This window comes from Novosphingopyxis sp., assembly GCF_965218915.1.
GTDB lineage: Bacteria > Pseudomonadota > Alphaproteobacteria > Sphingomonadales > Sphingomonadaceae > Novosphingopyxis.
Map to the genome: position 1 here is coordinate 2143092 of NZ_OZ244708.1, position 12842 is coordinate 2155933.

Here is a 12842-nt window from a genome sequence, read left to right on the forward strand (position 1 = left end):
CGAGCGGTGGCTTGCGGACCTGCTAAGCATATCATTGAAGACTGGCATTGGATCGGCTGCCGCCGGGCTGGACCGATCAGGCCGAAGCGTACTTCACGCCCGCCTGACGCTTTCCGCGGTCGCTCACACAAGACGAAATAGCGCGGAAAGGCGGCCGTTCCCTGGATATTATCCCTTTATCTCAATGGCTTAAGATTAGCTGGCGGAGAGGGTGTCCGATCTGCTTTCCCATTAAACGTTTGTAATTGCTACATTAGATTATCTTTTCGACCGCCCTTCCCTACAGCCTTCCCCACACCGTTATTCGAGAAAGGCCGCGTTCGCGGCACGACAAGATGAGCGTGTCGCACTGCCGTAAACTTACGAAGTAAACCTGCTCAAATACATCTAGCGAGCTATTTTATGCGACAAATAATTCAGTTCAATCAAACGCAGCCAGTTTGGTATAGCTATGCTCAGATTGAACTGCATACAGCTTGCAACATTTTGAAACATACTGCGCTCCCTCAGAGGCAAAATATTTAAAAACTGAAACCCAAAATTTTGGCGATTATGTGCTTTGCAAACCCTGCCGGATGGAAACTTAGAACGGCATAGCTCCGCCTTTCTTTGTACGTCATGCCAGCGAAAGCTGGCATCTCAGGCCTCATGGCGATCCCGCGCGAGACCCCAGCTTTCGCTGGGGTGACGAACAAATGAAACGGGTTTGCAAGGTACATAATCGCCAAAATTTTGAGGAAAGGAGATTGTTATGTGATCTTCGAAGTGCTGAGAAGGATATTGCTCTTTGATTTTCAAGTTTTTTCGACCACCACCACCAGCGCCGCGTCCTTCTGCACCTGCGCGCCCTCGCTGGCTTTCAGCGCGGTGACGGTGCCGTCGAACGGCGCGGTGAGGCTGTGTTCCATCTTCATCGCTTCCAGCGTGACGAGCCTGTCGCCCGCCTTGACGCGGTCGCCCTCGGCCACGCCGACCGCGATGATCTTGCCGGGCATGGGCGCGAGGATCGCGCCGTCTCCGGCGGTGGCTGCGCCCGAGCCTTCGACGCGCCAGGGCGACAGCCGCCAGACCTGGCCTTCCTCGGCGATCAGCAGTTCGTCCGCGACCTCGCCGCTCGCGTTCGCGCCCACGGGCAACTCCACCGGCTCACCGTCGAGCAGGAACCAGGCGGCCGCCTTGGGCGGGGCATTGAGCCGGAAGCCCGGCATATCGGTGAGCTGCAGCAGCGCGTTCGCCTGCTCACCGAGTTCTTCGTCGGAAGGCGCGCCGCCGGGCATCAGGTCGTCGCCCGCGCGCGCGATCAGCCCGGTGTCGAGATCGGCCGCGACGAAGTCCGGATGGTCGAGCGCGCGCACCAGAAATCCGGCATTGCTCTTGACCGGCCACACCGCGCTGCCCGCGATCATGTCGCGCAGCCCCGCCCGTGCTTCCTCGCGGGTCTCGGCATGGACGATCATTTTGGCGATCATCGGATCGTAAAAGGGCGAGATGTCCGCGCCCGTCTCGACCCCCGTTTCGACCCGTCCGCTGTCGTCCAGATCGAACAGCTCCAGCCGCCCCGTGCTCGGCAGGAACCCGCTCGCCGGGTCCTCGGCATAGAGCCGGGCCTCGATCGCGTGGCCGGTGATGCTGAGCTCGTCCTGCCGCATCGGCAGCGGCTCGCCCGAGGCCACGCGCAACTGCCATTCGACCAGATCGACGCCGGTGATCTCCTCGGTCACCGGATGCTCGACCTGCAGCCGCGTGTTCATTTCCATGAACCATATCCGATCGCTACGCAGGCCATCGGAGCCGTCGGCGATGAACTCGATCGTGCCCGCGCCCTCGTAATCCACCGCTCGCGCGGCCCGGACCGCCGCATCGCACACGGCCGCTCTCGTCGCCTCGTCCATGCCCGGTGCGGGGGCTTCCTCGATCACCTTTTGATGCCGCCGCTGGAGCGAGCAATCGCGCTCGAACAGGTGGACGACGTTGCCATGGCTGTCGCCGAACACCTGCACCTCGATATGGCGCGGGCTCTCGACCCATTTTTCGATGAGCACGATGTCGTTGGCGAACGCCGCCTTGGCCTCGCGCTGCGCGGACTGCAGGGAGTCGTTGAATTGGTCTGCCGCCTCAACCTTGCGCATCCCCTTGCCGCCGCCGCCCGCGACCGCCTTGATCAGCACGGGATAGCCGATCTCGGCGGCGCGCTCCGCCAGAAAAGATGCCTCCTGATTGTCGCCGATATAGCCCGGCGTGGTCGGCACCCCGGCCGCGTCCATCAGCGTCTTGGCCGCGTCCTTCAGGCCCATCTTGCGGATCGAATCCGGCTTCGGCCCGACCCAGATCAGGCCCGCGTCCAGCACGGCCTGCGCGAAATCCGCGTTCTCGGAGAGGAAGCCATAGCCCGGATGGATTGCCTCCGCGCCGCTTTCCTTGGCCGCCGCGATGATCTTGTCGCCGACGAGATAGCTCTCGTTGGCTGGCGAGGGGCCGATAGGCACGGCTTCGTCGGCCGAGCGCACATGCAGCGCGTTGCGGTCGGCATCCGAATAGACCGCGACCGTGCGAATACCGAGCTTCCGCGCACTGCGGATGATCCGGCAGGCGATCTCGCCGCGATTGGCGATGAGGAGGGATTCAAGCATCAAATCCTCCCCGGCACGGGGAGGGGGACCGCCGCGAAGCGGTGGTGGAGGGGCCGGGACGGTGCGTTCGGATGCGAACCTCCCGGCCCCTCCGTCAGCCCTGCGGGCTGCCACCTCCCCGTTCCGGGGAGGATTTGGGGGTGCTCATATCTCATCGTCTCTGCTCCACTCTTCGCAATGCGCCACGATATGCTTCACCACCGCCTCCAGATCACGCAGCACATCGCGCGCCGCGATGCGCAATGTCCGGTAGCCGCGCGCCGCCAACATCGCGTCGCGTCGCGCGTCGCGCTCCGGCCGATCTCCGCGATCATGCGCCGCCCCGTCGATCTCGATCGCCAGCCGCGCGGAAAGGCAGGCGAAGTCGAGGACATAGGGATGGGCGGGCACCTGCTTGCGGAACTTGAACCCGCCGGGCCGCTGCTTCAGCTGCCGCCACAGCAGCACTTCGGGCAAGCTCATCTCGCGCCGCAGTTGCCGCGCCCACCGGATGGTCTCGTCGGGAGCGCCGACGGTCCGATGCTTCGCTTTCCCCAAATCCTCTCCCGAAACGGTCAAATCAAATCCTCCCCGGAACGGGGAGGTGGCGCGCCGAAGGCGTGACGGAGGGGCCGAAACATTTGCTCCATCAGGAGAGGCCCCGGCCCCTCCACCCCTCGGCTACGCCGAGCGGTCCCCCTCCCCGTTCCGGGGAGGATTTGGGAGGGGCGCACGTTCCGGTTGGCTACTATCCTAAACTGGATCACTGACGCTTCTTGCCCTTCGCCAATTTTGTAAGGATGAGATATGAATGCACCCTAGGATGCTTATAAGGTTTTTTGAGTGGATCGATTAGTCGTTTTCGCGATGAATCCCAAACCATCCAATGTGCTTCATCCGCAGCAGGTCGATAATTGCAGTAAACTAATGCATCACTCCTCAAATTCAGTTGCCCTGCCGAGCGGCCAAAATGGCTTTGCCTCTTTTTTGGGATATCATAACCAAGTTCGTTGAGTGCATGGCGTATGTCCTCCTTAGTAGTCGCACGACATTTCTCAGTTCCGTAAAGGGTCTGATATGCGCGAGAGTACGTCACGCGGGCCAACATCGCTAAGCAAGCAGCGCCGCAGTCTTTGGTCCTTAGTTGGCTAACTCGCCTTATTGGCCTCATCATCACATCCGGAACACGCCGAACCGCGCCCGCTCCGGCACCGGCGCGTTCAGGCATGCCGCCAACGCCAGGCCCAGCACGTCGCGGGTCTGCGCGGGGTCGACGATGCCGTCGTCCCAGCCGCGGGCGGTGGCGTAATAGGGATTGCCCTCTTCTTCATATTTGTCGCGGATCGGGGCCTTGAACGCTTCGGTTTCCTCCTCGCTCCAGTCGTCCGCGTCGCGGTGGACCGTCGCCAGCACGCTCGCCGCCTGTTCGCCGCCCATCACGCTGATCCGGCTGTTCGGCCAGCTGAACAGGAAGCGCGGGGAGTAGGCGCGGCCGCTCATGCCGTAATTGCCCGCGCCGAAGCTGCCGCCGATCAGCACGGTCACCTTGGGCACGCTCGCGGTGGCCACCGCGGTGACGAGCTTGGCGCCGTGCTTGGCGATGCCCTCCGCCTCGTATTTGCCGCCGACCATGAAGCCGCTGATATTCTGCAGGAACAGCAGCGGGATGCGCCGCTGGCAGGCAAGCTCGATGAAATGCGCGCCCTTGACCGCGCTTTCGCTGAACAGGATGCCGTTGTTCGCCAGGATCGCGACCGGCATGCCCCAGATATGCGCGAAACCGCACACCAGCGTCTCGCCGTAGAGCGATTTGAACTCCTGGAACTCGCTGCCGTCCACCAGCCGCGCGATGATCTCGTGCACGTCATAGGGCTGGCGCACGTCCCGCGGCACGATGCCGTAGAGATCTTCGGCGTCGAACTTGGGGGGGCGCGGGGCGGCCGTGTTGACGTCCGGCAAGCGGTCCTGCGGCAGGGTGGAGACGATATCGCGCACGATGGTCAGCGCATGCCCGTCGTTCTCGGCGACATGGTCGACCACGCCGGATTTGCGCCCGTGCAGGTCGCCGCCGCCCAGATCCTCGGCGCTGATGACCTCGCCGGTCGCGGCCTTCACCAAGGGAGGCCCGCCCAGGAAGATGGTGCCCTGTTCGCGCACGATCACGCTTTCGTCGGCCATGGCGGGGACATAGGCGCCGCCCGCGGTGCAGCTGCCCATCACGCAGGCGATCTGCGGGATGCCCTGGCTGCTCATCCGCGCCTGGTTGAAGAAGATGCGCCCGAAATGGTCGCGGTCTGGAAACACCTCGGCCTGGTGCGGCAGGTTCGCGCCGCCGCTGTCGACGAGGTAGACGCACGGGAGCCGGTTTTCCTCGGCGATCTCCTGCGCGCGCAGATGCTTCTTCACCGTCATCGGATAATAGGTGCCGCCCTTCACCGTTGCGTCGTTGCAGACGATCATGACCTGACGGCCCGAAACGCGGCCGATGCCCGCGATCAGCCCGGCGCCGGGAATATCGTCCTTGCCGTACATGCCGCCCGCGGCAAGCTGGCCGATCTCCAGAAACGGCGAGCCGGGGTCGAGCAGCCGTTCCACCCGCTCGCGTGGCAGCAGTTTGCCGCGATCCACATGGCGCCGACGGCTGCCTTCGGACCCGCCCTTGGCCGCCGTGGCGACGGCTTTGCGCAAATCCTCGACCAGAGCGCGGTTGTGCGCGGCGTTCGCGCCATAGGCCGCGCCATCGCGGTCGATCGCGCTGGTCAGCACCGGTGCGCTCATGCTCCCGCGCCGATCAGTTCGCGGCCGATCAGCATGCGGCGGATTTCGTTCGTGCCCGCGCCGATGTCGAGCAGCTTGGCATCGCGCATGTAGCGCTCGACCGGCCAATCGGTGGTGTAGCCCGCGCCGCCCAGCGCCTGCACCGCCTCCAGCGCCACCTTCATGGCGTTTTCGCTGGCGAGCAGGATCGCGCCGGCCGCATCGAAACGTGTGGTCCTGCCGTTGTCGCAAGCCCGCGCGACGGCATAGACATAGGCGCGCGCCGAGTTCAGCGCGACATACATGTCGGCGACCTTGGCCTGCATCAGCTGGAACGCGCCGATCGGCCTCCCGAACTGCTCGCGCTCGCGGACATAGGGGATGACGGTGTCGAGGCAGGCCTGCATCACGCCGAGCTGCGGGCCGGACAGCACCACCCGCTCGTAATCGAGCCCGCTCATCAGCACGCCCACGCCGCCGCCGACCGGGCCCATGACGTTCTCTTCAGGGACGTGGCAGTCGTCGAACACCAGTTCGGCGGTCGGCGAGCCGCGCATGCCGACCTTTTCGATCTTCTGGCCGATCGAGAAACCTTCCATGTCCTGCTCGATCAGGAACGCGGTGATGCCCTTTGAGCCCGCGTTCGGATCGGTCTTGGCATAGACCACCAGCGTTGCGGCATAGGGCGCATTGGTGATCCAGAATTTGGTGCCGTTCAGCAGGTAGCCGCCCTGCACCGCGTCCGCTTTCAGCTTCATCGAAACCACGTCGGAGCCGGCATTGGCTTCGCTCATCGCCAGGCTACCGACATGCTCGCCCGAGATCAGACCGGGGAGATATTTCGCCTTCTGCTCGGGGCTTGCCCAGCGCGCGATCTGGTTGATGCACAGGTTGGAATGCGCGCCATAGCTGAGCCCGATCGAGGCGCTGGCCCGGCTGATTTCCTCGACCGCGATGACATGTTCGAGATAGCCGAGCCCGAGCCCGCCGTCCTCCTCGCTGACGGTGATGCCGTGCAGGCCGAGATCGCCCATCGCCTTCCACAGCTCATCCTTTGGAAACCAGTCCTCGCGATCCACCCGGGCGGCGATCGGCGCGATCTGCTCGTCGGCGAAACGGCGTACCGTCTCGCGAATCTGCTCGGCCATCTCGCTCAGGCCGAAATCGAAATTATCGTTCATCACTTATACTTTCAGCGATTCAGAGCGTCCGGACGTCAGTTCGGAATAGTCCGAGATAAATTGCTGGCATACCCGTCCCGGTTTCAGATAGATGTCGCCGATTGATCCTATGGGCGTTATTTCAGCAGCCGTCCCTGTCAGAAACGCTTCATCTGCTGTGGCGATTTCATCGGGCATTATCTTACGTTCAATGACTTCAATATTGCGCAGGCCAGCGATATCAATTACTGTTTGCCTGGTAATACCATTCAGAAAGCAGTCTGCGATCGGAGTGTGAAGTTTGCCATTTATGACAAAAAAGATATTTGCCCCGGTGGCCTCGGCTACCAACCCGCGGTAATCGAGCATGAGTGCATCATCGAATCCTTGTTCTTCAGCGATTTGCTTCGACATTGTACAAATTTGATAAAGACCGGAGGCCTTAGCCTGGGTGGGAGCGGTTTGAGGGTCGGGCCGGCGCCAATGCGAATGGGTAAGCCGAATACCTTCCATTTTTTTCCCAGGCGAAAAATAGCTCGGCCAGTCCCACGCGGCGATAGCCACATGCACTGACGCTCCTATCGGCGACAGACCGACCTTATCTGATCCGCGCCATGCAGCCGGACGAACATATCCATCAACAAGCCCATTGGTTTTTAATACCTGCTGACAGGCTCGGTCGATTACATCCATTGAAAATGGAATGGAAAAACCAAGAACGTCCGCGCCGCTGAAAAGACGTTCAGTGTGTTTACGCAGCTTGAAAAGCTGCCCCCCGTAAGATCTTTCTCCTTCAAAAACCGTGCCAGCATATTGAAGGCTATGCGCTAAAAAGTGGACATTGGCGTCAGCGGCATCAACCATCTTGCCGTCGAACCAGATTTTTCCAACTTTAGTGGGGTCCTTAAGCATCACGGGGTTGCCTTTCGTTTTCATCATTCGACGTAAAAAGAAGAGCCGGCTTCTCTAAATACTTTTTTACTAATTGAATAAAGCTTGCGGCGTCCCAGCCATCGATCACCCTGTGATCACAGCTGATCGAAATATTCATCAACTTGGCCGAATAAAGCCTATCATCATCCAGTACGGGCCGCTCAAAAATCCGGTTTGGACCGATTATGGCCACCTCCGGACGATTTATAATAGGTGTCGTTGCAATTCCGCCAAGTGGACCAAGCGACGTTAGAGTTAGTGTTCCGCCGCTCATCTGATCCGAACGAAGGTTTCCAAATCTCGCCCCGTCAGCCAGTTCGATAATCTCCTGTGCTAACTGCCAGATATTACGCTGCTCAGCGCTACGGATCACAGGAACCATCAGGCCAGCATTGGTCTGGGTGGCCATTCCCAAATCGATGGTTCCAATTCGCGTAACGATTCCCGCATCATCGTCATAGCGGGCGTTTATCATCGGAAAGGACGGAATCGCCTTGCAAATGGCCGTTATCATCAGAGGTAAAAAGGTGATTTTCGGTTTTGCGCCGCGCGCACTGTTCAACTGTGTGCGCACTGTTTCTGCAGCGGTTACATCGACCTCTTCGACATATGTAAAATGCGGAATATGCCGTTTTGCTTCGGACATGTTGTCAGCAATAGACCGGCGCATGCCAATAATCTTAACCTGCTCATCCGGCCGGGTCACCGCAGCTGGTGCTTGGAAGCCAGAGCCGCCCTTATATTTGAGGTAGGAATCCAAATCGGCGTGGCGAATTCGATCTCCGCGAAATTTAACGTCCGCCAAGTCAATATGAAGGCCCTGGGCCCGCGCGCGTACCGCTGGAGAGGCTAAAACGCGCTTTTGATTGCGATCAAAAACTGCCAAATTTTCGTCCGGCACACCAGTATTTTTAATCACCGCTGGATCGTCAACACCTTCGAATCCCGAACCAGAATCTGCCCAAAGATTGTCATCGGATGGCCGTTCGAAATGGTTATTGCCGCTGGCAGTCGTATGTGCTTCGCTGCCTGACTCTGTTTCAAGAATGAAAAGCGGACTCCCAATTGCAAGCGATTCACCAGGTTCGCCAGCCAATTCTACCACCGCCCCGGCCACCGGCGATTCCATCTCGATGGTTGCCTTGTCCGTCATCAGTTCAGCAACGAGCTGGTCCTCCCCGACCACGTCGCCGATAGCCACATGCCAAGCCGCGATCTCCGCCTCAGCAATCCCCTCGCCGACATCAGGCAGCCGAAATATATACTGTGCCATCAGCTGTTCACCACTTTGTGAAGTGCCTTTGCCAACCTTGCCGGACCAGGGAAATAATCCCACTCGAACGCATGGGGATATGGGGCATCCCAACCGGCGACCCGCTCCACCGGCGCCTCAAGATGAAAAAAACATCGTTCCTGGATCAATGCCGAAAGTTCTGCGCCAAACCCACCGAAGCGAGACGCCTCATGTAATATCACGCAATATCCAGTTTTTTTAACCGACCGGACAATAGTGTCTATGTCGAGAGGAACGATAGAACGTAGGTCTATGAGTTCAGCATCGATGCCGCTATCCGCGATGCCCGCCAACGCCACATGGACCATCGTTCCATAGGCAAGCACTGTAACATCCGAACCTGAGCGTGTGATCTCAGCTTTTCCCAATGGCACCGTATAGCGCTCGGTCGGCACTTGCGCCATTGGATGTCCATTCCAGTTACCAACGGCTTCTTCGTGACGACCATCGAAAGGACCGTTATAAAGCCGCTTGGGTTCGAGAAAAATCACAGGATCGTCACAATCCATAGATGCAATTAACAGCCCCTTGGCATCATAGGGATTTGACGGAATGACAGTTTTTAACCCAGTAATATGAGCGAAGATCGCTTCAGGTGACTGACTATGAGTCTGACCGCCAAAAATGCCCCCGCCATATGGCGAACGAACTGTTATCGGCGCGGTAAATTCTCCGCTCGAGCGATAGCGCAAACGCGCAGCTTCAGAGACGAGTTGGTCATACGCTGGCAGAATATAATCTGCGAACTGAATTTCGGCGATCGGCCTGAGCCCATAAGCTCCCATGCCGATGGCAACTGCAATGATACCACCCTCCGCAATAGGAGTATCAAAGCAGCGGCGTGGCCCGTATTTTTCCTGCAAGCCTGCGGTTACTCTGAATACACCACCAAAATACCCGGCATCTTCTCCGAAGATTAGTGCCTTTGGATCAAATTCAAGCTGATTATCCATTGCGGAGTTCAGCGCTTCGATCATATTCATCTGAGTCATTACTCAGAGTTCCAGTTCTTTGAGTTGCTCAGCTATGCGCCAATCATGTTCCGCAAATACGCCTTCGAACATTTCAGCCAAGGGAGGCTTGGATTTTCCCAATGTGCCAATAGCCTCCGCTTTTTTGACCGCCGTTTTGACCTGTTCTGAAAGCTCTGAACGCAATGCTTCGTCTCGTTGGTCGTCCCACTCACCCATTGCGACTAAGTGCGAACGCAAACGTTCAACGGGGTCGCCTAACGGCCACAATGTTGGTTCTTCCCTAGGCCGATATTTAGTCGGATCATCCGACGTCGAATGACCTTCTGCGCGATAGGTGTAAAACTCGATCAACGTCGCGCCCAGGTTTGCGCGCGCACGCTCGGCCGCCCATTCGGTCACCGCCCAAACGGCGAGAAAGTCATTGCCGTCCACCCGTAATCCAGGAATCCCATAGGCCAAGGCCTTTGCAGCAAATGTTGTTTCGTCAGCACCGGCTATCCCGGAAAATGATGAGATGGCCCATTGGTTGTTGTTGACGCACAAAATTACCGGCGCGTGATAAACTGCGGCAAACGTCAGCGCTTCGTGAAAATCACCTTCTGCTGTAGTGCCCTCCCCGACATAGCCGATCGCAATCTTGTCATCACCGGTATAAGCCGATGCCATAGCCCAGCCGACGGCATGTCCAATGCGACTGCCAACATTGCCCGACAGTGAGTAGAACCCGTACTCCTTCGCGGAATAAAGAATGGGCAGTTGCCGCCCCTTGAGAGGATCTTCGGCGTTGGAAAATATCTGATTGACCAGATCGATGAGCGGATATTTTCGCGCCATCAGCCATGGAAGAGCGCGATAGGTGGTGAACGCCATGTCGTCACGTTCAAGCACCATTGATGGCGCTGCAGTGGTCGCTTCTTCTCCTGTCGACTTCATATAAAAGCTTGTTTTGCCTTGCCGATGAGCGCGGAAAAGACGGTCGTCGAACGACCGCGACAACATCATCGCTCGCAGTCCCTCGCGCATCTGCTCAGCATCGATGCGCGGAGCCCAAGGCCCAACAGCCCGGTGCGTCTCGTCGAGGACCCTGATCAGAGTATATGGAAACTCGCGCAAATCGCTTTCATGCGCAGATGTTTCAGGTCGATCAACTTCGCCAGCGGCGGGTATCACCAGTCTGGAAAAGTCCGCTTCGTCCCCAGGCCGATTCTCCGGCATGGGAATATGCAGCGACAACGGCTTACGGTTCTTCATTTGCCTTTTATCCACGTCGACTCAACGTTCTGTCGGAGCCGACATGTTTGCTAAAATCGCTTCGTAGAGAGGGGCTTTAATATTGAGAGTCCCTGTGCTGCTGTTGGTCAGCAAAACGATGGTAACATTTTGATCAGGAAAGCTTGTCACGTTTGCGTTAAAGCCGAAAATTCCTCCCCCATGACCGATCGTCCGGTGTCCGCCAAAATCACCCATGATGATTCCAAACCCGTAGCCCACCCCAGGCGAAGCCGGAGCGCCGTCCTGTTTCGATGGCAATGTTCCATCGGCGAGTCTTCCAGGGGTCAGCATGAGATTGAGCGAATTGGCATTAAGTATCTTGCCGGCTAGCAAGAGGTCATGCCATCGAGCTAAATCACCAGCTGTTGAACGCATCGCCCCCGCGGCACCGGCTGCGCTCATAGAAATGTAATTTGCGTTCTTGAAGCCGAAAACGCTGGCTTCATCTTTATCATAACCTTCCGAACGATGAGGTAGAATTTCGGTAAGGTCCTCGACTTTTAGATCGTCGAAATTTTGAGGGATCAGAATGTTCTGCGCTAAAAATGTTTCATACGAACTTCCTGACACTTCTTCTACAATCAAACCAAGCATGTAATAGCCAGAATTACTGTAGCTAAAAGCAGTGCCAGGATCGAAATCGAAGGCGTCACCGTCGCCGACAATAAAAGAGAGCATCTCTTCTGATGAGTTTTCCTTGACGGCAATCGTTTCGAGAAAACCCGGCGAATTTGTAAAATTTCGAATACCCGAGGTATGATTTAACAGCTGGCGAATCGTGACTTCGTTGCTTCGCGGAAATTTTGGAAAATAGGCCTCGATCGAGTCATCGAGCTCCAATTTTCCTCGCTCCGCGAGAAGTAAGATTGCCGTCGCCGTGAATTCCTTAGTGATCGATCCGATTTCGAAAACGGTGTTTGGAGTAACAGCTACGTCATTTTCCAAATCGGCCGAACCGTAGGCACGAAGGAATTGAAGTCTTCCATTACGAGATACCGCGATTGCCAACCCCGGGGCCTCTTTATCCAAAAGCGCTTTTTGAGCTACTTCATCGACGGCAGTTTCTATTTTCGTATCAGTCTGTGAACTACCGGGCTCGGCTTGCGGAGCGAGAATCTGCGCCGCTCCCGCGGAGGGAAGAGCGCAAATTAGTACAGCAACAAAAACTCCCATTTTCATTGTGGTAGAAGTTTGCCAAGCCATTGCGTATGTCCCGTTCATTCTCTGAATAGCGAATTTTCTCTAATTAGCGAACTGGCATGGTTGGTCTGCCTTGTCAAATACGACGTAACGCCAGTTGATCGACGGTTTCTTTTCCCGGTAGAACACTGGCAAAGTGATGATCGATCATCGTTTTGCGCGCTGGAAAACCAGCCCCGCTTAGCGAAGCGCACCTGGCAAAAGTTCAGTGACCGGCGACTGGTCGCCAACCCTGGCGTGCAGGGTCGTCAGGTCGGTTGTCGGCTTCACTCCCGCACTCGTCTCGCTGCCAAATACCCCGGTAGCCGCTTAGAAACGCTGCGTGCCCCAAGTCACGAGCCGGTTCGGGCAAGTTTTTAGCAGATGCGCCAGCGCCTTCTCGCTTTCATGGCGCCTGAAGCCACCTACTCCTTGAAAGGGAGGCCGTGACTCCGGCGAGGTCTTTTGCTCATCGCTACGTCGGTCACGCGGCCAGGATGGCCGCCGTTTGGCCAACAAGATTCATCTATACCGGCATACGGTTCTCCAAGCCAGCCCGGCTGTCCTGAATAGATAATTGTGCTAGATTCCCTGGGACATCGACACCTGATGGCCAGTTCATAGCTGTTGTAAAAAATGGCGCTCGTGATCGCGGAGCACGATG

9 protein-coding genes are annotated in these 12842 nt (G+C 57.8%); all 9 read right to left on the reverse strand.

The features are described from left to right. Positions 1-794: 794 nt before the first annotated feature. Positions 795-2630, reverse strand: a complete 1836-nt coding sequence (locus tag ACOQPC_RS10000) for an acetyl/propionyl/methylcrotonyl-CoA carboxylase subunit alpha (RefSeq protein ID WP_420605589.1) — start codon at positions 2628-2630, stop codon at positions 795-797. Between the two features lie 144 nt (positions 2631-2774). After that, complete coding sequence (locus tag ACOQPC_RS10005; RefSeq protein ID WP_420605590.1) at positions 2775-3188, reverse strand: endonuclease domain-containing protein; 414 nt, start codon at positions 3186-3188, stop codon at positions 2775-2777. A gap of 594 nt (positions 3189-3782) precedes the next feature. After that, on the reverse strand, positions 3783-5387 hold the full coding sequence (locus ACOQPC_RS10010) for a carboxyl transferase domain-containing protein (protein ID WP_420605591.1): 1605 nt from the start codon (positions 5385-5387) through the stop codon (positions 3783-3785). Further along, positions 5384-6547, reverse strand: a complete 1164-nt coding sequence (locus ACOQPC_RS10015; protein ID WP_420605592.1) for an acyl-CoA dehydrogenase family protein — start codon at positions 6545-6547, stop codon at positions 5384-5386. The genes ACOQPC_RS10010 and ACOQPC_RS10015 overlap by 4 nt, the downstream gene beginning before the upstream one ends. Positions 6548-6550: 3 nt before the next feature. Continuing rightward, a complete protein-coding gene (locus ACOQPC_RS10020; RefSeq protein WP_420608117.1) occupies positions 6551-7438 on the reverse strand; it encodes a branched-chain amino acid aminotransferase in 888 nt (295 codons plus the stop codon). Further along, the gene (locus tag ACOQPC_RS10025) at positions 7431-8732 is read right to left on the reverse strand and encodes a dihydrolipoamide acetyltransferase family protein (RefSeq protein ID WP_420605593.1); all 1302 of its coding nucleotides are present in this window, start codon (positions 8730-8732) and stop codon (positions 7431-7433) included. The genes ACOQPC_RS10020 and ACOQPC_RS10025 overlap by 8 nt, the downstream gene beginning before the upstream one ends. Beyond that, on the reverse strand, positions 8732-9736 hold the full coding sequence (locus ACOQPC_RS10030) for an alpha-ketoacid dehydrogenase subunit beta (RefSeq protein WP_420605594.1): 1005 nt from the start codon (positions 9734-9736) through the stop codon (positions 8732-8734). The genes ACOQPC_RS10025 and ACOQPC_RS10030 overlap by 1 nt, the downstream gene beginning before the upstream one ends. Before the next feature lie 12 nt (positions 9737-9748). Continuing rightward, entirely contained in the window at positions 9749-10978 is a 1230-nt protein-coding gene (locus ACOQPC_RS10035) for a thiamine pyrophosphate-dependent enzyme (RefSeq protein WP_420605595.1), read from the reverse strand. A gap of 21 nt (positions 10979-10999) precedes the next feature. Further along, on the reverse strand, positions 11000-12202 hold the full coding sequence (locus ACOQPC_RS10040) for a serine hydrolase domain-containing protein (RefSeq protein WP_420605596.1): 1203 nt from the start codon (positions 12200-12202) through the stop codon (positions 11000-11002). Between the last annotated feature and the right edge of the window lie 640 nt (positions 12203-12842).

Bases quoted from the DNA above. Each gene is read 5' to 3' on its own strand.
- ACOQPC_RS10025 (WP_420605593.1), bottom strand. From the start codon at position 8,732: ATGGCACAGTATATATTTCGGCTGCCTGATGTCGGCGAGGGGATTGCT.
- ACOQPC_RS10015 (WP_420605592.1), bottom strand. From the start codon at position 6,547: ATGAACGATAATTTCGATTTCGGCCTGAGCGAGATGGCCGAGCAGATT.
- ACOQPC_RS10020 (WP_420608117.1), bottom strand. From the start codon at position 7,438: ATGCTTAAGGACCCCACTAAAGTTGGAAAAATCTGGTTCGACGGCAAG.
- ACOQPC_RS10040 (WP_420605596.1), bottom strand. From the start codon at position 12,202: ATGGCTTGGCAAACTTCTACCACAATGAAAATGGGAGTTTTTGTTGCT.
- ACOQPC_RS10000 (WP_420605589.1), bottom strand. From the start codon at position 2,630: ATGCTTGAATCCCTCCTCATCGCCAATCGCGGCGAGATCGCCTGCCGG.
- ACOQPC_RS10010 (WP_420605591.1), bottom strand. From the start codon at position 5,387: ATGAGCGCACCGGTGCTGACCAGCGCGATCGACCGCGATGGCGCGGCC.
- ACOQPC_RS10035 (WP_420605595.1), bottom strand. From the start codon at position 10,978: ATGAAGAACCGTAAGCCGTTGTCGCTGCATATTCCCATGCCGGAGAAT.
- ACOQPC_RS10030 (WP_420605594.1), bottom strand. From the start codon at position 9,736: ATGAATATGATCGAAGCGCTGAACTCCGCAATGGATAATCAGCTTGAA.